The following is an 18,052-nucleotide window of genomic DNA, read 5'->3' as shown; positions in this document are numbered from 1 at the left end:
ATTAAAAAACAATTAAACCATTGCGCAACATGACCCTAAGAAAATTATGCGAAATGTGCTGATGAATATGGAAATAAGATGCGGATAGGCTTAAATTGTCTCAGATCAAATTAGCCCGAAGTACCTCTTTCGGCTAAGATTTGACCTGTAACCAAAAGTCTAACCCACGTCACGTAAAAACCTATTTATTGTGTGGGATTGGGCGAGTATCATCCATATTGTGATTATGGATGGTTGATCTTGTTGCATTTGTTACCCGTTGTCGGTTTTCAGTGGCGTGCTTGTCGGCGGCCCGAGGGGCTATTGGCCGAGTGTGCGGTTGAAAGCGGAGAAGCTGGATCAAATTTGTTGTGTTTAAGGGCATTCACTGCGGGGCGTTACTGGCGGCTTTGAAAGAAGCGTGCCGATAACCGCGTGTCGGAGTCTTCCTGCGAGGAGCAAGGAGTCAAGATGTTTGATATTGTCGAACTGTCGCGCTTACAGTTTGCTTTAACGGCGATGTACCATTTCTTATTTGTCCCATTAACGCTCGGTATGGCGTTCTTGCTGGCAATTATGGAAACGGTATATGTCCTGTCTGGCAAACAAATCTATAAAGACATGACCAAATTCTGGGGAAAGTTATTTGCGATTAACTTTGCTCTGGGTGTGGCCACCGGTTTGACCATGGAGTTCCAGTTCGGGACTAACTGGTCGTATTTCTCTCACTACGTCGGCGATATCTTCGGGGCCCCTCTGGCTATCGAAGGTTTGATGGCGTTCTTCCTTGAATCGACGCTGGTCGGCCTGTTCTTCTTCGGCTGGGATCGTCTGAGCAAGGTGCAGCACATGGCGGTAACCTGGTTCGTGGCCCTCGGCTCCAACCTGTCCGCGCTGTGGATCCTGGTCGCCAACGGCTGGATGCAGAACCCGATCGCGTCGGATTTCAACTTCGAAACCATGCGCATGGAGATGGTCAGCTTCTCCGAACTGGTGCTTAACCCGGTTGCGCAGGTGAAATTCGTTCACACCGTGGCGGCCGGCTACACCACCGGCGCGATGTTCGTGCTGGGCATCAGCGCTTACTACCTGTTGAAAGGCCGCGACATCGCCTTCGCCAAGCGCTCCTTCGCCATCGCCGCCAGCTTCGGTATGGCTGCGGTACTGTCGGTGATCGTGCTGGGTGACGAATCCGGTTACGAAATGGGCGACGTGCAGAAAACCAAACTGGCTGCCATCGAAGCGGAATGGGATACCCAGCCGGCACCGGCGTCCTTCACCCTGTTCGGCATTCCCGATCAGGACAAGATGGAAAACTCCTTCTCTATTCAGATCCCGTATGCGCTTGGTTTGATCGCCACCCGCTCCACGGACACTCAGGTCACCGGCCTGAAAGATCTGATGGCGCAGCATGAAGTGCGTATCCGCAACGGCATGAAAGCCTACCAGCTGCTGGAAGAGCTGCGCGGCGGCAACACCGATCCTGCGGTGCGCGCCGAATTCAACAAAACCAAGCAAGATCTGGGCTACGGCATGCTGCTGAAGCGCTATACCCCGAACGTCAGCGACGCGACGGAAGCGCAGATCCAGCAGGCGACCAAGGACTCCATTCCACGCGTGGCGCCGCTGTACTTCGCCTTCCGCATCATGGTGGCCTGTGGCGTGCTGATGCTGTTGATTATCGGCCTGTCGTTCCTGAGCGTGGTGCGCGGTCGCATCGGCCAGAAAAAATGGCTGCTGCGCGCGGCGCTGTATGGCCTGCCACTGCCGTGGATCGCGGTGGAAGCCGGCTGGTTTGTAGCGGAGTACGGCCGTCAACCGTGGGCGATTGGTGAAGTGCTGCCGACGGCGGTCGCCAACTCTTCGCTGACCGCGGGCGACATTCTGTTCTCGATGGGGCTGATCTGCGGCTTGTACACCCTGTTCCTGGTGGCTGAAATGTACCTGATGTTCAAGTTTGCGCGTCTGGGTCCAAGCAGCCTGAAAACCGGCCGCTACCACTTTGAACAACCGACTGCCGCCGTGCAGGAAGCGCGCTAAACAGGAGTCCACGTATGTTTGACTATGAAGTACTGCGATTTATCTGGTGGGTGCTGGTTGGCGTACTGCTGATCGGCTTCGCCGTCACCGACGGTTTCGACATGGGCGTCGGTATCCTGGTGCGCATCATCGGTAAAACCGATACCGAACGCCGGGTGATGATCAACTCCATCGCCCCGCACTGGGACGGTAACCAGGTGTGGCTGATCACCGCCGGCGGCGCGCTGTTTGCCGCCTGGCCGATGGTGTACGCAGCGGCCTTCTCCGGCTTCTACGTCGCCATGATCCTGGTGTTGGCCGCCTTGTTCTTCCGCCCGGTCGGTTTCGATTACCGTTCCAAGCTGGAGAGCAGCCGTTGGCGCAACATGTGGGACTGGGGCATCTTTATCGGCTCCTTCGTGCCGGCAGTGGTGTTCGGCGTGGCGTTCGGCAACCTGCTGCAGGGCGTGCCGTTCCACGTGGACGAGTACCTGCGCCTGTTCTACACCGGCAACTTCTTCCAGCTGCTGAACCCGTTCGGCCTGTTGGCGGGCGTGGTCAGCCTGACCATGCTGGTCACCCAGGGCGCGACCTATCTGCAGATGCGCACCACCGGCGAGATCCACCTGCGTTCACGCGCCGCGGCGCAGATCGCGACGCTGATCATGGCGGTGTGCTTCCTGCTGGCGGGCGTGTGGCTGGTAAAAGGTATCGACGGCTACGTCATCACTTCGGCGCTGAATACCCTGGCGGAATCCAACCCGCTGCGTAAAGAAGTGGCGCATCAGGCCGGCGCCTGGCTGATCAACTTCAACAAGTATCCGCTGCTGTGGGCGTTGCCTGCGTTGGGCGTGGTGCTGCCGTTGTTCACCATTCTGTTCTCGCGTCTGGAGAAAGGCGCGCTGGCGTTCGTCACCTCGTCGCTGACCATCGCCTGCGTCATCCTCACCGCCGGGGTCACCATGTTCCCGTTCGTGATGCCGTCCAGCACCGTGCCTAACGTCAGCCTGACCATGTGGGACGCGACGTCGAGCCTGTTGACGCTGAAAGTGATGACCGTCGTGGCGGCGATCTTCGTGCCTATCGTTTTGGCGTACACCAGCTGGTCGTACTACAAAATGTTCGGTCGCCTCGACAAGAACTACATCGAAAACAACAAGCATTCGCTGTACTAAGGATAAGGAGCTAAACCATGTGGTATTTTGCCTGGATTCTCGGAACGCTTCTTGCCTGCGCCTTCGGCATCATCACGGCGCTGGCGCTTGAGCAGAGCGAAGCGACCAAAGCTCAGCAAGACGGCAAGTGATGAGCTCGTCCGTGATTGACAAGCTGTACGCTGTCACCGACAAGGGCCCGATCCGGGCCCTTTCCCTGGTGCTGGCGTTGATTTTGGCGGGATGCGTGTTCTGGGATCCGACGCGTTTCGCCGCCAAAACCAGCTCGCTGGAGATTTGGGAAGGGCTGTTGCTGATTTGGGCGGTGTGCGCCGGGGTGATCCACGGTTTCGGATTCCGCCCGCAGCGCAGCCTCTGGCGCGCCTTTTTCGCGCCGCTTCCCGCAATTGTGATCCTGTGCGCAGGATTACTTTACGTTTCTTTATAATCTCCCCGATGTCCCCACGTTATGGGCCCTCACGGCCCATAATTATTTTCATTCCCATCTTGTAACCCATTCCCAACCCGATCCGTCTTGCGTATAGTAGCAGCGTTAAATTGCATTGCTGGGAAGTAGAGTGAGTAATACGTTGTTTCGATGGCCGGTTCGCGTTTACTACGAGGATACCGATGCCAGTGGTGTGGTCTATCACGCCCGCTACGTCGCCTTTTTTGAAAGAGCGCGCACAGAGATGCTGCGTCAGCACAACTTTCATCAACAGCAGCTGCTCAGTGAACAAGTCGCTTTTGTCGTCCGGCGCATGACGGTGGATTATCTGGCTCCGGCTCGTCTCGACGAGCAACTGGAGGTCCAGAGCGAAATCACCTGTCTGCGCGGGGCTTCTCTCACGTTTGCTCAACGCATTGTCAATTCTGACGGGGCCCTACTGAGCCAGGCAGATGTCCTGATTGCCTGTATTGATCCACACCAAATGAAGCCAAGAGCGCTTCCTAAGTCTATTGTCGCGGAGTTTAAGCAGTGACTGACATGAACATCCTAGATTTATTCTTGAAGGCGAGCCTGCTGGTTAAGCTTATCATGTTGATTTTGATATGCTTCTCGGTAGCCTCCTGGGCGATCATCATTCAGCGCACCCGCATCCTCAATGCGGCGACGCGTGACGCCGAAGCCTTTGAAGACAAATTCTGGTCCGGTATCGAGCTTTCCCGTCTGTATCAGGAAAGTCAGGCGCGTCGCGATAGCCTGACCGGTTCCGAGCAGATCTTCCATTCCGGGTTCAAAGAGTTCGCCCGCCTGCACCGCGCCAACAACCATGCGCCGGAGTCGGTGATCGAAGGGGCGTCGCGCGCGATGCGCATTTCGATGAACCGCGAGCTGGAAACGCTGGAAACCCATATTCCGTTCCTCGGCACCGTCGGTTCGATCAGCCCGTATATCGGCCTGTTCGGCACCGTGTGGGGGATCATGCACGCCTTTATCGCGCTGGGCGCGGTGAAGCAAGCCACGCTGCAGATGGTGGCGCCGGGTATCGCCGAAGCGCTGATCGCCACCGCGATCGGTCTGTTCGCCGCCATCCCGGCGGTAATGGCCTATAACCGTCTCAACCAGCGCGTCAACAAGCTTGAGCAGAATTACGACAACTTTATGGAAGAGTTCACCGCTATTCTGCATCGTCAGGCCTTCTCCAGCGACAGCAAATAAGTAGGAGGTAGCATGGCGAGAGTACGTGGACGTAGTCGGCGCGAGCTGAAGTCCGAAATTAACATCGTTCCGCTGCTCGACGTGTTGCTGGTGCTGCTGCTGATCTTTATGGCAACCGCGCCAATCATCACGCAGAGCGTGGAGGTTGACCTGCCGGACGCCACCGATTCCAAAACGGTGTCCAGCGATGACAATCCGCCGGTGATCCTCGAGGTTTCCGGCGTAGGTCAATACACCCTGGTGGTGGATCACAACCGTATGGAGCTGCTGCCGCCTGAGCAAGTCGCGGCCGAAGCCAAGTCGCGTTTGGCGGCTAACCCGAAAACGGTCTTTTTGATCGGCGGTGCGAAGGAAGTCCCTTACGATGAGATTATCAAGGCATTGAATATTCTCCATCAGGCGGGCGTGGCTTCCGTGGGGCTGATGACCCAGCCGATCTGACCGTAAGGCGAACGGCAACCCGGTTCCTGCGCTGCGGCCCAGGAACCCCGTATAAGCAACACCAGTTTTTGGGAATCTATTTTGGTAAAGGCAACTGAGCAAAACGATAAGCTGAACCGCGCCGTTATTGTTTCGGTCGTTCTGCACTTCATATTGATTGCCCTGCTGATTTGGGGATCGCTGCAGGAAAAGGTCGACATGGGCGCCGGCGGTGGCGGCGATGGCACCGTGGTGGGCGCAGTGATGGTCGATCCTGGCGCGGTGGTGGAGCAATACAACCGCCAGCAGCAGCAGAGCAACGATGCGCAGCGTGCCGAGAAGCAGCGCCAGAAAAAGGCGGAGCAACAGGCCGAAGAGCTTCAGCAGAAGCAGGCGGAGCAACAGCAGCGCCTGAAAGAGCTGGAGAAAGAGCGTTTGGCGGCGCAGGAGAAAGCTGCGCAGGACGCCAAGGCGCAGGCTGAGCAACAGCAGAAGGCAGCGGAGCAGCAGAAACAGGCCGCCGAGCAGCAAAAAGCGGCGGAAGCCGCCGCAGCCAAGGCTAAAGAGCAACAGAAGGTCGCCGAAGCCGCCGCCGCCAAGGCGAAGGCCGAAGCGGAAAAGGTCGCCAAGGCGCAGGCGGACGCGCAGAAGAAAGCCGAAGCGGAAGCCAAGAAAGAAGCGGCCGCCGCTGCCGCCGCCAAGAAACAGGCGGAAGAGGCGAAGAAAGCCGCGGCGGCTGCCGCAGAGCAAAAAGCCGCAGAAGCCGCGGAGAAGAAAGCGGCCGCTGAAGCCGAGAAGAAAGCCGCAGCGGAAGCCGAGAAGAAGGCTGCCGCCGAGGCAGAGAAGAAAGCGGCCGCCGCTGAGAAAGCTGCGGCAGCCAAGAAAGCCGCAGCGGACGCCAAGAAGAAGGCCGCCGCTGAGGCTGCGAAACAATCGGATGAAGTTAGCGAGCTGTTTGGCGGCCTGGCGGACGGCAAGAACGCGCCGAAAGGCGGCGGTGCTAAATCGAAAGGTGATGGTAAACCGGCCGGGCAGGGCAATGCCAAGGCGGCTGGGGCCAGCGGGGCGGATTTGGCCAGCTACGGTAACCAGATAAAAATTGCGGTGCAGAACAAGTTCTATGATTGGGACTCATACAAGGGACGTACTTGTACGTTGAGAATCAATATGGCCCCTGATGGTCTCGTGATTGGTGTGAAAGTGGAGGGTGGCGATCCTGCACTTTGCCAAGCAGCTGCAGCGGCAGCTCGGCAGGCGAAAATGCCTAAACCACCAAGTAAAGAGGTTTACGAGGTATTTAAAAATGCACCAATTGATTTTAATCCTCGGTAACGACTTCTCTGGCGGTGTATGAGGTGTTTAAGAATGCTCCCCTTACGTTCAAGCCGCAATAATGGTTGTTTGAGCTGAGTAAGATCACAGGGATGTACTAAGGTAACCAACAGGGATTATGTAGTTTTACGTAAGTTGGTTTGTTAAAATTCTGCTAATTTATCGCAGGCATCCCGCCTGGATAAGGGAGATGAGATGAAGCAGGCATTTCGAGTAGCGCTAGGTTTTTTAATTCTGTGGGCGTCCGTGCTGCACGCGGAAGTTCGCATTGAAATCACCCAAGGGGTCGACTCCGCTCGTCCGATTGGCGTGGTGCCGTTTAAATGGGCGGGCCCAGGCACGCCGCCGGAAGATATCGGCAAGATTGTCGGCGCGGATCTGCGCAACAGCGGCAAATTCAACCCGATCGACGTGGCGCGCATGCCGCAGCAACCGACCTCCGCGTCTGAAGTGACGCCGGCGGCCTGGACTGCGCTGGGTATCGACGCCGTGGTTGTCGGCCAGGTTCAACCTGGCGCCGACGGCAGCTACCTGATCTCCTACCAGCTGGTGGACACCTCGGGTTCGCCGGGCACCGTATTGGCGCAGAACCAGTATAAAGTGACCAAACAATGGTTGCGTTATTCTGCGCATACCGCCAGCGACGAAGTGTTCGAGAAGCTGACCGGCATCAAGGGCGCGTTCCGTACCCGTATCGCCTACGTCGTGCAGACCAACGGCGGGAAATTCCCGTATGAGCTGCGCGTAGCGGATTACGACGGTTACAACCAATTCACGGTGCACCGTTCGCCTGAGCCGCTGATGTCGCCGGCCTGGTCGCCGGACGGCAGCAAACTGGCTTACGTGACCTTCGAGAGCGGCCGTTCCGCGCTGGTGGTACAGACCCTGGCTAACGGCGCAATCCGCCAGATCGCCTCGTTCCCGCGCCACAACGGTGCGCCGGCGTTCTCGCCGGACGGCAGCAGGCTGGCCTTCGCGCTGTCCAAGAGCGGCAGCCTGAACCTGTACGTGATGAACCTCGGCTCCGGCCAGATCACGCAGCTGACCGACGGCCGCAACAACAACACCGAACCGGCCTGGTTCCCGGATGGTCAGTCTCTGGCATTTACCTCCGACCAGGGCGGGCGTCCGCAAATTTATAAAATCAGCGCCAGCGGCGGTGCCGCACAGCGTCTGACGTGGGAAGGCTCTCAGAACCAGGATTCTGAAGTCAGCTCCGATGGCAAATTCCTGGTGATGGTGAGCACCAACAGTGGTGCACAACACATCGCCAAACAAGATCTTGGATCGGGCGCCGTTCAGGTTTTGACCGGCACCTTCCTGGATGAAACGCCTAGTATTGCGCCAAACGGCACCATGGTGATCTATAGCTCCACGCAAGGTATGGGCTCCGTGTTGCAGTTGGTGTCAACTGATGGGCGTTTCAAAGCGCGTCTTCCGGCAACTGATGGACAGGTCAAATTCCCTGCCTGGTCGCCGTATCTGTGATGCATGTGTAAATATGTATGGCAAACTATAAAAGGATCAAAGAAATGCAACTGAACAAAGTGCTGAAAGGGCTTCTGCTGGCACTGCCAGTTCTGGCTGTAGCAGCTTGTAGTTCTAACAAAAGCGCAAACAACGACCAATCTGGTATGGGCGCTGGCACTGGTATGGAAAACGGCAGCAGCAACCTGTCTTCCGAAGAACAAGCTCGTCTGCAGATGCAAGAACTGCAGAAGAACAACATCGTTTACTTCGGCCTGGACAAGTATGACGTAAGCTCCGAATTCGCTCAGATGCTGGACGCGCACGCTGCATTCCTGCGTAACAACCCGTCTTACAAAGTGACCGTTGAAGGCCACGCTGACGAACGCGGCACGCCGGAATACAACATCGCTCTGGGTGAGCGCCGTGCTAACGCCGTTAAAATGTACCTGCAGGGTAAAGGCGTTTCCGCTGACCAGATCTCTATCGTTTCTTACGGTAAAGAAAAACCAGCAGTACTGGGCCACGACGAAGCGGCTTATGCTAAAAACCGTCGTGCCGTTCTGGTTTACTAAGAGAATCGCATGAACAGTAACTTCAGACGTCACCTGTTGAGTCTGTCGTTACTGGTTGGCGTAGCGGCCCCCTGGGCCGCTACTGCCCAAGCGCCAATCAGTAATGTCGGCTCCGGCTCGGTCGAAGACCGCGTCACCTCACTTGAGCGCATCAGCAATGCTCAAGGCCAACTTTTAAACCAACTCCAGCAACAACTCTCTGACAACCAACGCGACATTGATTCTCTCCGTGGGCAAATCCAGGAAAGCCAGTATCAGTTGAATCAGGTGGTTGAACGCCAGAAGCAAATCTATCAGCAGATGGATAGCCTCAGCCAGGGCGGCGCTCAAAGCGCTTCTGCGGCCGCGGGCGCTGCCGGCGGGGCAGCCGCAGGCGCATCTTCCGATGCGGGCGGCAGCGCACCTGCAGCCGCTTCTGCCACGCCGAGCGGTGGTGATGAGAACAGCGACTACAACGCCGCTGTTTCTCTGGCGCTGGAAAAAAAACAGTATGACCAGGCGATTTCCGCCTTTCAGTCCTTCGTAAAACAGTACCCGAAGTCTACCTATCAGCCCAACGCCAACTATTGGCTGGGCCAGTTGTTCTACAACAAGGGTAAAAAAGACGACGCGGCCTACTATTTTGCGGTGGTGGTGAAGAATTACGCTAAATCACCGAAGGCGCCGGACGCCATGTACAAGGTGGGTATCATCATGCAGGAAAAAGGGCAGGCCGATAAAGCCAAAGCCGTGTTCCAGCAGGTGATTAAACAGTACCCAACCAGTGCGGCGGCCAAACAGGCGAAAAGTCGCGTAGGCGGTTAACAGTCAGAAAAATGAGCCCAGAAGTTAGTCGATTTGACCGATTTCTGGGCTCATTCGCGTGAAGAACAAGCAGTTGAACGCATCAGTAAAAAATTTAGGTTGCGCTGCCAAGATAAATTAGTAATATATGCCGCCGTTGCCAAGACATCTTGCAAGATGTTAAAGCGGCAGGGAAATTGGGTCGTTAGCTCAGTTGGTAGAGCAGTTGACTTTTAATCAATTGGTCGCAGGTTCGAATCCTGCACGACCCACCAATTTTGAAGCAAGAAATGAAGTGGAATCGGGAAGGATAACATCACGAAGTGATGGCCCGTCAGGGCGAGGCCAAAGGCCGAGTCATCCTGCACGACCCACCAATTTCTGAAGTAGCAGTAACCACAACAGTGGGTGATTAGCTCAGTTGGTAGAGCATCTCCTTTACACGGAGGGGGTCGGCGGTTCGAGCCCGTCATCACCCACCACTGTTATGGGTCGTTAGCTCAGTTGGTAGAGCAGTTGACTTTTAATCAATTGGTCGCAGGTTCGAATCCTGCACGACCCACCATTCTTTAAGAATGGTTGCGATAGAGAATCGTAAAGGATGAGAACCGTAAAGGTTCGAGTCTCGCGAAGCGAGACAACATCACTCCGGTGATGGCCGCAAGGGCGAGGCCAAAGGCCGAGTTATCCTGCACGACCCACCATTCTTTAAGAATGGCAGCTTCAGAATCGGTTTGATGTGGCAAAGTAAAGGTCCGAGTCGAGTACCCGTCGAGTTGTCCTGAACATCCCCATCCTTGTTTTCCGCGAGTCGGTTCCAATAGCCTATTCGCCATCAGCAGTAAACCACATCAGTGGGTCGTTAGCTCAGTTGGTAGAGCAGTTGACTTTTAATCAATTGGTCGCAGGTTCGAATCCTGCACGACCCACCACGCTTTAATAGAGCAAGGTGTTAAATCGTCAGGATGAGAACCGTAAAGGTTCGAGTCTCGCAAAGCGAGACAACATCACTCCGGTGATGGCCCGAAGGGCGAGGCCAAAGGCCGAGTTATCCTGCACGACCCACCACGCTTTGATCGAGCAAGGTGTGAAAAATAGCAGTACCACAGCAGTGGGTGATTAGCTCAGTTGGTAGAGCATCTCCTTTACACGGAGGGGGTCGGCGGTTCGAGCCCGTCATCACCCACCACACTGCGGGTCGTTAGCTCAGTTGGTAGAGCAGTTGACTTTTAATCAATTGGTCGCAGGTTCGAATCCTGCACGACCCACCAATTCAGAAAAAAGCGCCTTTTGGCGCTTTTTTCGCATCTGCGCCACCTAAACCCTACTTAATCTTCTTGCCGACAGAGTTCACCGAGTCGTGCAGGATGAAGAACCGTAGAGGTTCGAGCATCGCGCAGCGATACGACAACGCGCAGCGTTGCCCGCAGGGTGAGGCCACAGGCCGAATCAATCCTGCACGACCCACCATTCTTTAAGAATGGTTGTGATAGAGAATCGTAAAGGATGAGAACCGTAAAGGTTCGAGTCTCGCGAAGCGAGACAACATCACTCCGGTGATGGCCCGCAAGGGCGAGGCCAAAGGCCGAGTTATCCTGCACGACCCACCAATTCAGAAAAAAGCGCCTTTTGGCGCTTTTTTCGCATCTGCAGCACCTTAACCTACATTACCTACATTCGTGCTTTCTCGTTTCAACACCGCCCCGTCGGGATCTGGACTCTTCCCTGAGCGTTATACGCCCTCGCCAAGCCATTATTCGCTGTTAGCTACGTCGCCAATGTCTGTATTTTTAATCTATTAAACAATAGGTGCGCAAATATGAAAATATCAGCGGACTTTTCGCGCGGTTTTAGGTATTTTGTTTAGTATATAAAACGAAGGGCGTTGCGGCAGGCGATACTCATGCGGCAGGCGCCCAGCCTAGCATGAGATTGCAGCGATGAGTGAAATGTTTGATGTCAACGCGGCGGTGTATCCCTTCCCGCCCAAACCGGTGCCGCTGGACGCAGCGGAAAAAGCCTTTTATCGCGAGAAGATCAAAACCCTGCTCAAGCAGCGCAATGCGGTGATGGTCGCCCACTATTATACCGATCCGGAAATCCAGGCGCTGGCGGAAGAAACCGGCGGCTGCGTGGCGGATTCGCTGGAAATGGCGCGCTTCGGCAGCGCCCATCCAGCCTCCACGCTATTGGTGGCCGGCGTGCGTTTCATGGGGGAAACCGCCAAGATCCTCAGCCCGGAAAAGCAGGTGCTGATGCCGACGCTGTTTGCCGAATGTTCGCTGGATCTGGGCTGCCCGGAAGAGGAATTCCATGCATTTTGCGACAGCCATCCCGATCGCACCGTGGTGGTCTATGCGAACACCTCGGCGGCGGTCAAAGCGCGCGCCGACTGGGTGGTCACTTCCAGCATCGCCGTTGAACTGATTGAACACCTGGATAGTCTGGGCGAGAAGATCATCTGGGCGCCGGATCGCCATCTTGGCAACTATGTGCAGAAACAGACCGGCGCCGACGTGCTGTGTTGGCAAGGGGCCTGCATTGTCCATGACGAGTTCAAGACCCAGGCGCTGCGGCGCATGAAGGCGCTTTATCCGCAGGCGGCCATCCTGGTGCATCCCGAATCGCCTCAGGCAGTGGTCGAGCTGGCGGATGCGGTGGGGTCTACCAGCCAACTGATTCAGGCGGCGAAAACATTGCCGCATCAACAGCTGATCGTCGCCACCGATCGCGGTATCTTTTACAAGATGCAGCAGGCCTGCCCGGACAAGGAGCTGTTCGAAGCGCCGACCGCCGGGGAAGGGGCGACCTGCCGCAGCTGCGCGCATTGCCCGTGGATGGCGATGAATGGCCTGAAGGCGATTGCCGAAGGGCTGGAGCAGGGGGGCGCACAGCATGAGATCCACGTGGACGCCGCGCTGCGCGAGAAGGCGCTGGTGCCGCTGAACCGCATGCTGGATTTCGCCGCTCAGCTTAAGATGCAGGTTAAAGGCAACGCTTAACCGTTTAAAAGGATGACCTCATGAGCTTCTTCAGTACCAGCAATATTCTGGTGCATATTCCGCTTGGCGCGGGCGGTTACGATCTGTCGTGGATCGAAGCCATCGGCACGCTGTTCGGGTTGCTGTGCATCTGGTACGCCAGCAAGGAAAAAATCATCAACTACCTGTTCGGCCTGATCAACGTCACGCTGTTCGCGGTGATTTTCTTTCAGATCCAGCTGTATGCCAGCCTGCTGCTGCAGCTGTTCTTCTTCGGCGCCAACATTTACGGTTGGTATGCCTGGAGCCGCCAAACCCAGGATAATCAGGCTGAGCTGCAGATCCGCTGGCTGCCGCTGCCGAAAGTGTTGGCCTGGGCGGCGGTTTGCGTCATCGGCATCGGCCTGATGACCTTCAATATCGACCGCGTGTTCGCCTGGCTGACGCAGATCGCGGTAGCGGTGATGCAAGGGCTGGGGCTGAACGTGCAGCTGCCTGAGCTGCAGCCGGACGCGTTCCCGTTCTGGGATTCGGCGATGATGGTGCTCTCCATCGTGGCGATGATCCTGATGACGCGCAAGTACGTGGAAAACTGGCTGCTGTGGGTGGTTATCGATGTCATCAGCGTGGCGATCTTCGCCTACCAGGGGGTGTACGCGATGGCGCTGGAGTATGTCATTCTGACGCTGATCGCCCTGAACGGCTCCTGGCTGTGGATCAAGAGCGCCGGGCGCAACCATTCCAACCCGCTCTCTTCCGCACCGTAACAACGCAGAGGGCGCCGTGATGGCGCCCTCTTGGCTTAGTGACGATGTCCCAGGTGGGAGTGCGCTTCGGCATGTGAGTGTTCACTCGGCTCCGGCGCCCGGTTGATACCACAGTCCGGCGTCTCGCAGTGCTGGTACTCCATCTGAATGGTCACGTGGCCAATCCTGTAGTGTTCCAACAGATAAGCCTGAATGCGTTGCAACAGCCCATCGTGGTCATGAGGCGGGATCACCTGTGCATGCAGCGTCATCAGTTTCTGTTCGCCGATCTGCCAGACATGCACATGATGGATGTTGCGCACTTCCGGGATATTCAGGCACAGATCTTTTTGCAGCTTGGCGATATCGACCTCCTGCGGCGTGCCTTCCAGTAACTCGTGGAAGCTCTCTTTCAGCAGCCGCCAGGCGCTGCGCAGCACCAGACAGGAGACCAGCACCGACAGGATCGGGTCAATCGGCGTCCAGCCGGTGGCAAGAATGACGATGGCGGCGACGATGGCGCCCACCGAACCGAGCAGGTCACCCAGCACATGCAGCGCGGCGGCGCGCACGTTGATATTTTTCTCTTCGCTGCCGCGATGCAGCAACCAGAAGGCGAACAGGTTCGCCAGCAGCCCCGCTACGGCGATGATCAGCATCGGGGTACCCATCACCGGCTGCGGTTCGAAGAAACGCCGTATCGCCTCCCACAGGATGAATACCACGATCACCAGCAGCGCCGCGGCGTTGAGGAAGGCCGCCAGAGTAGTCAGGCGCAGATAGCCGAAGGTGTGGCGTGCGTTGGGTTTGCGCTGGGAGAAGTGCACCGCCATCAGCGCCACCAGCAGCGCGGCGGCATCGGTCAACATATGCCCGGCGTCGGCCAACAGCGCCAGCGAGCCGGACCACAGGCCGCCGACCACTTCGGCCACCATGAAGACGGCGGTGACTAAAAAAGCGGTCAGTAGGCGTTTACTATTACTGTCTTTCGGCAGGTGTACGTGTGGTGTGTCCGACATTATTCATCCTTATGCATAGCGAAAGAGGGGGCGGTGGCGAGCAGAGCGTCCAGCTCCGGTTCTATCTGCGCCACTAACGCCTTTAATTTAGTATAAGCGGCGGCGGCAAGCTCGCCCCGACGTGCGGTCTCCACCAGCTGCTGGCACAGCTGCGCGGCTGCCGGCAGCTGCAGCATCAGCAGGCTGCCCTTGATACGGTGTGCCGCCTGCTCCAGGCGCGGCCAGTCGTGCGCGGCGACGGCGTCCGCCAGCCGTTGCCGGTCTTGCCGCAGCGTATCGCCGAGCGTCTGCGCCAGCCTGTGCAGCATGGCGCGATCGCCACCCGCCATTTCGGCCAGCGTTTGCCTCAGGTCAGTAAGGACTGACTTTTCTTCCTGATTCTGCGGTTGCTGAGCCAATACCTGGCCGATCGCCGCCAGCGAAATCGGTTTGGTCAGGAAGTGGTCGATCGCCACCAGCCCCGGCGGGATGCGGGTAAACTCCTGCACGTCTGCTGAGCAAAGCACGATGCGGCAAGGCGGGCGTTGCCGCCGTTGTTCGTCGCGGCGGATCAGCCTGGCCAGCGTCAGGCCGTCCGGGCGCGGCATGTTATAGTCGATAAACAGCAGATCGAACGGTTGCCGGCGCTGGGCCTTCAACAGCGCATAGCCGTGTTCAAAGCGGGCAGGCTGTAGCCCGAAGTGGCGCAGCTGGCGTTCCAGCAACAACAAATTGGTGGGGTGATCGTCGATCAGCGCGGTACGCAAGGTGGAAGATGGCAGAGCAAAGGTGTGCTCCTCCGGGGCGACAACCGGCGCCGCCCCACTCAGCTCGACCGGTATCGCGATCTCGACGCGGGTGCCGATGCCCGGCTGCGAGTGCAGCTCGATGCGGCCGCCCATCTGCTCGACGATCTCTTTGCAGATAGACAGCCCCAAACCGGTGCCTTGCACCGAGATGCGTTGCGCGCCGCGCGCGCGGTAAAACGGTTGGAACAGCTTGCCTATCTCATCGGCGGCGATACCGCAGCCGCTGTCGTTCACCGTCAGATGCAATTCCCCCTGCCGCTCATCCTGCGCGCGCCAGCCGATCTCGACCTGAATGGCGCCGCGCGGCGTGAACTTTATCGCGTTGTTTATCAGGTTGTTAGCCACCTGAAGTAAACGCTCACCATCAATAATCACCGCCTCCGGCAGCGCCGGATCCGCCACCACGCTCAGCGTCAACGGCCGTTCGCCGATCAGCGGCCGGTAAAGGGCGTCGATGCGCGCTACCCAGGGGCGCAACGCTACCGGTTTCGGTGCCAGCGTCAGCGAACCGGTTTCCAGCCGGGCGTGATCCTGCAGGTCGTTGAGCAGGTTGAGCAGCGAAGAGGCCGAACTGTAGATCACCGGCAGGCCTTCCGGCGCGGGCTGGCGTTTGAGTTCCAGCTCCAGCAGGCCAAGGATGGCGTGCATCGGCGTGCGTAGCTCGTGGCTGACGGTGGCGAGGAATTTGCTCTTCATGCGGTTTTCCGCTTCGGCGCGGCGGCGGGCATGCTCGAGCTCTTCGCGTTCGCGTTTTTCACGGCGCTGCAGCATGAAACGGCGCAGCGTCAGCGCCAGCAGCAGCACGGTGGCGGCACCGAGCAGCGCCAGCAGCCAGGTGGTCTGCGGCGGCATGCGGTTGTCGTTCACCGCATCGATCAGGTTGCTGCGATCGACGATCCACTCGTCGCGCAGCGATTGCAGAGTGTCCGCCGGGATCTGCATCAGGTTCTTATCGAGGATCGCCAACAGAAGAGGTTGATCGCGGCGCACGCCGAAGGCCACCGGATAGGGGATGTTGTTGGCGGCGAAGGCCAGCTTGATGGCGCCGGAATAGCGCGACAGCGCCAAAAAGTTGGCGGAGATGACGTTATCCACCAGCGCATCCAACTGGCCGTTGGCCAGCGCGTCGTACAGGGATTTACTGTCGGCGAAGCTGATGGTTTGTTCCTGCTCCGGCACCAGCCCCTGTGCCAAATCGCCCTGTAGCACGCCGATGCGCTTACCGGCCAAATCGCTCCAGGTCGAGATGCCGTTGGCGTACTGGCCGACGTAAACGCCCCACAGCGAACGGTGGATCGGCATGCTGGCGCTGTAGCGCACCTTGACGCCGCGCGCCAGCGGCAGGGCGGCGCGGAAGCTGGCCTGGCCGGACTGCACCAGCCGATCGGCCTGCTCGGCGTTGCGCGCCCACAGCGGTGCGAAACGCAGCCCGGTGTTTTGCGCGATGATGTTGAGAATGTCGATGGCGTAGCCACGCGGCTGGCCGTCGGAGCCGCGGTAGGCGAACGGAAAGTTGTTTTCGATGGCGGCGTAGTAAACCACGCGGTGGCTCGCCACCCAATTCTTCTCCATCGTCGTCAGATCGGCATTGCCGGTGTCGAGGTAGCTGGGGATCTTTTTGCTCCAGCGGCTCTGCAGGGCATTCATCAGCTCCATCGGCGCATTGGTGATGGCGGTGTCCAGCGTGTCGATCAGCCGCGAGTCGGCGGCGGCGAACACGAAGGAGAGGTTGCCCAGGTTCTCGTTGCTTTCAATCTGATAGAGCTGGCCGAGCTGCAACTGGTCGATAATAAAGCTGGCGCTGGCCTCGTCGGCGATAAAGTAGTCGCTGCTGCCGTTGAGCAGCGAGTAAACCGCCTGCAGGTTGTTGTCATAGCGCTGGATCTGTGACGCCACGGCCTGCAGCGCGCCGCCGGACTGCATGTCGGTCAGCGCGCCGATCGCGACGCGGGCGTTGGCGGAATTGAGCATCACCGGCCGATCGTTGCTGCGATCGCGCAACACGCGCAGGTTACTGACGTAGTAGGGCTGAGAGATCGCCAAGCCGTGCAGCGCTTCACTCTGCGGGATGCCGTACAGCAGATCGATCTTGCCGTCGTGCAGCGCCTGCTCCAGCTGCGTCAGGTCGGCAAAGCCGTATATGGCGAAGCGAATGCCGGTCACCTGCTGGATATAGCCGAGGTAGTCGGCGTTCAGTCCATACAGATCGTCGTCCACGATGATGTTGTACGGGCTGGTGTTCTCACTGATGATGCCGACGCGCAGCGTGCGGTCGCGCCAGGGATTTTTTTCGCCGACGATCAGCATGTTCTCGGGGGTATTCAGGTTGCTGACCAGCTGATAGCGCACCGGCTCCCCCGCCTGCGCCAGACCGCACCATAGGATCAGCAGCAGCAGGGCGCGGCGCATCATGGCGCCAGCTCTTTAAACACCGCCACCAGCTCCAGCAGGTTGCCGGCGCCGGTTTTGCGCTGGATGTTTTTCTTGTGCGTGCTGACGGTCTTGTTGCTGATGTGCAGCCGATCGGCGATCTGCAGATTGGACAGCCCCTGGCTCAGCAAGCCCAGCACCTCGAGTTCCTTGGGCGTGAGCAATCCGCCGTCCGCGGCCGGCGCCTCTTCGGCCAGCGCGGCGGCGGGGAAGCTGGTTTCACCGTCCAGCACCTGCTCGATCGCCTGCACCAGCTGCGCCAGCGAGCTGCCTTTATTGACGAAACCGTTGGCGCCGGCGGCATGGGCCATGCGCGCATAGACCTCGGCCTCCTGCGCGGTATAGATCAGGATCGGCTGCTGCGGGTAGCGGCGGCGGATTTTTTTCAACAGCTGCAGCCCGTCGACCTGCGGCAGGCCGATATCCAGGATCACCAGGCCGAAAGCGGCCTCGGCCAGCCGGGCCAGCGCCTGAACGTCGTCCTGTGCCGCCTGCAGGCGGTAGGCGCGTGAGGATTTCATTAGCGCCGCTTCCAGTGCGACATGAACCACCGGGTGGTCATCAACTAATAACAAAGAGGGCATGTTCAACTCGGGTCGCTTTATATTCCGAACGCTAGCATAGCGAAAAAGGAGGCTCTGTGCTCCCCTGATGAAACAGCACAATCTGCTGTTAATTTGGCGGTTCCAGCGGAGG

General features: G+C 58.1%; 16 protein-coding genes, 6 tRNA genes and 4 other RNA genes. 23 read left to right on the top strand and 3 right to left on the bottom strand.

Annotated features, from left to right (window positions below; translation table 11 throughout):
* Positions 1 to 450 precede the first annotated feature (450 nt).
* The 23 genes from cydA to pnuC all read left to right on the top strand — a co-directional run bounded on the left by cydA (position 451) and on the right by pnuC (position 13,140).
* A complete protein-coding gene (cydA, locus tag M6G53_RS08910) occupies positions 451 to 2,019 on the top strand; it encodes a cytochrome ubiquinol oxidase subunit I (protein ID WP_074055145.1) in 1,569 nt (522 codons plus the stop codon).
* 14 nt (positions 2,020 to 2,033) lie between these two features.
* Positions 2,034 to 3,173: a cytochrome d ubiquinol oxidase subunit II gene (gene cydB, locus M6G53_RS08905; protein ID WP_253330604.1), complete on the top strand. Its 1,140-nt coding sequence runs from the start codon at positions 2,034 to 2,036 to the stop codon at positions 3,171 to 3,173.
* 17 nt (positions 3,174 to 3,190) lie between these two features.
* Positions 3,191 to 3,304 (top strand): cytochrome bd-I oxidase subunit CydX, encoded by a 114-nt coding sequence (gene cydX, locus M6G53_RS08900; RefSeq protein WP_004939868.1) that lies wholly within the window; start codon positions 3,191 to 3,193, stop codon positions 3,302 to 3,304.
* Positions 3,304 to 3,600, top strand: coding sequence for a cyd operon protein YbgE (gene ybgE / locus M6G53_RS08895; RefSeq protein WP_048232940.1), 297 nt, complete (start codon positions 3,304 to 3,306; stop codon positions 3,598 to 3,600). Before cydX ends, ybgE begins: the two co-directional genes overlap by 1 nt.
* A 130-nt stretch (positions 3,601 to 3,730) precedes the next feature.
* Positions 3,731 to 4,135, top strand: a complete 405-nt coding sequence (gene ybgC, locus M6G53_RS08890) for a tol-pal system-associated acyl-CoA thioesterase (protein WP_025160034.1) — start codon at positions 3,731 to 3,733, stop codon at positions 4,133 to 4,135.
* Complete coding sequence (gene tolQ, locus M6G53_RS08885) at positions 4,132 to 4,815, top strand: Tol-Pal system protein TolQ (RefSeq protein ID WP_004939862.1); 684 nt, start codon at positions 4,132 to 4,134, stop codon at positions 4,813 to 4,815. Before ybgC ends, tolQ begins: the two co-directional genes overlap by 4 nt.
* Before the next feature lie 12 nt (positions 4,816 to 4,827).
* Positions 4,828 to 5,256, top strand: a complete 429-nt coding sequence (gene tolR, locus M6G53_RS08880) for a colicin uptake protein TolR (RefSeq protein WP_004939859.1) — start codon at positions 4,828 to 4,830, stop codon at positions 5,254 to 5,256.
* An 81-nt stretch (positions 5,257 to 5,337) separates the two neighbouring features.
* Complete coding sequence (gene tolA, locus M6G53_RS08875) at positions 5,338 to 6,567, top strand: cell envelope integrity protein TolA (RefSeq protein ID WP_253330602.1); 1,230 nt, start codon at positions 5,338 to 5,340, stop codon at positions 6,565 to 6,567.
* A gap of 195 nt (positions 6,568 to 6,762) precedes the next feature.
* Positions 6,763 to 8,055: a Tol-Pal system beta propeller repeat protein TolB gene (gene tolB / locus M6G53_RS08870; RefSeq protein WP_253330598.1), complete on the top strand. Its 1,293-nt coding sequence runs from the start codon at positions 6,763 to 6,765 to the stop codon at positions 8,053 to 8,055.
* A gap of 44 nt (positions 8,056 to 8,099) precedes the next feature.
* Positions 8,100 to 8,609, top strand: coding sequence for a peptidoglycan-associated lipoprotein Pal (pal, locus tag M6G53_RS08865; RefSeq protein WP_025160033.1), 510 nt, complete (start codon positions 8,100 to 8,102; stop codon positions 8,607 to 8,609).
* A gap of 9 nt (positions 8,610 to 8,618) precedes the next feature.
* The gene (cpoB, locus tag M6G53_RS08860) at positions 8,619 to 9,413 is read left to right on the top strand and encodes a cell division protein CpoB (protein ID WP_033647153.1); all 795 of its coding nucleotides are present in this window, start codon (positions 8,619 to 8,621) and stop codon (positions 9,411 to 9,413) included.
* Between the two features lie 178 nt (positions 9,414 to 9,591).
* Positions 9,592 to 9,667 (top strand) — tRNA-Lys (locus tag M6G53_RS08855).
* Positions 9,668 to 9,798: 131 nt separating this feature from the next.
* A tRNA-Val gene (locus M6G53_RS08850) sits at positions 9,799 to 9,874 on the top strand.
* A 7-nt stretch (positions 9,875 to 9,881) separates the two neighbouring features.
* Positions 9,882 to 9,957, top strand: a tRNA-Lys gene (locus tag M6G53_RS08845).
* 15 nt (positions 9,958 to 9,972) lie between these two features.
* Positions 9,973 to 10,096, top strand: a non-coding RNA gene (locus M6G53_RS08840) — RtT sRNA.
* A gap of 152 nt (positions 10,097 to 10,248) precedes the next feature.
* Positions 10,249 to 10,324 (top strand) — tRNA-Lys (locus tag M6G53_RS08835).
* Between the two features lie 13 nt (positions 10,325 to 10,337).
* Positions 10,338 to 10,460, top strand: a non-coding RNA gene (locus tag M6G53_RS08830) — RtT sRNA.
* A 45-nt stretch (positions 10,461 to 10,505) separates the two neighbouring features.
* Positions 10,506 to 10,581, top strand: a tRNA-Val gene (locus tag M6G53_RS08825).
* 6 nt (positions 10,582 to 10,587) lie between these two features.
* Positions 10,588 to 10,663: transfer RNA gene (locus tag M6G53_RS08820), tRNA-Lys, on the top strand.
* A gap of 75 nt (positions 10,664 to 10,738) precedes the next feature.
* A non-coding RNA gene (locus M6G53_RS08815) (RtT sRNA) lies at positions 10,739 to 10,862 on the top strand.
* A 15-nt stretch (positions 10,863 to 10,877) separates the two neighbouring features.
* Positions 10,878 to 11,002: non-coding RNA, RtT sRNA (locus M6G53_RS08810), on the top strand.
* 330 nt (positions 11,003 to 11,332) lie between these two features.
* The gene (nadA, locus tag M6G53_RS08805; RefSeq protein WP_253330596.1) at positions 11,333 to 12,394 is read left to right on the top strand and encodes a quinolinate synthase NadA; all 1,062 of its coding nucleotides are present in this window, start codon (positions 11,333 to 11,335) and stop codon (positions 12,392 to 12,394) included.
* Between the two features lie 20 nt (positions 12,395 to 12,414).
* On the top strand, positions 12,415 to 13,140 hold the full coding sequence (pnuC, locus tag M6G53_RS08800; protein WP_253330593.1) for a nicotinamide riboside transporter PnuC: 726 nt from the start codon (positions 12,415 to 12,417) through the stop codon (positions 13,138 to 13,140).
* 35 nt (positions 13,141 to 13,175) lie between these two features.
* On the opposite strand, the gene zitB is transcribed toward pnuC, so the two are convergent.
* The 3 genes from zitB to M6G53_RS08785 are packed head-to-tail and all read right to left on the bottom strand — an operon-like array spanning position 13,176 to position 17,940.
* Positions 13,176 to 14,138 (bottom strand): CDF family zinc transporter ZitB, encoded by a 963-nt coding sequence (zitB, locus tag M6G53_RS08795; RefSeq protein ID WP_253330591.1) that lies wholly within the window; start codon positions 14,136 to 14,138, stop codon positions 13,176 to 13,178.
* A complete protein-coding gene (locus M6G53_RS08790) occupies positions 14,138 to 17,338 on the bottom strand; it encodes an ATP-binding protein (RefSeq protein ID WP_253330589.1) in 3,201 nt (1,066 codons plus the stop codon). Before M6G53_RS08790 ends, zitB begins: the two co-directional genes overlap by 1 nt.
* Complete coding sequence (locus tag M6G53_RS08785; protein ID WP_253330587.1) at positions 17,335 to 17,940, bottom strand: response regulator; 606 nt, start codon at positions 17,938 to 17,940, stop codon at positions 17,335 to 17,337. Before M6G53_RS08785 ends, M6G53_RS08790 begins: the two co-directional genes overlap by 4 nt.
* Positions 17,941 to 18,052: the final 112 nt, after the last annotated feature.

It is taken from the genome of Serratia nevei, assembly GCF_024160145.1.
Classification (GTDB): Bacteria; Pseudomonadota; Gammaproteobacteria; order Enterobacterales; family Enterobacteriaceae; genus Serratia; species Serratia nevei_A.
The sequence above is the reverse complement of the archived record's forward strand: the minus strand, read 5'-3'. Positions and strand labels throughout refer to the sequence as shown.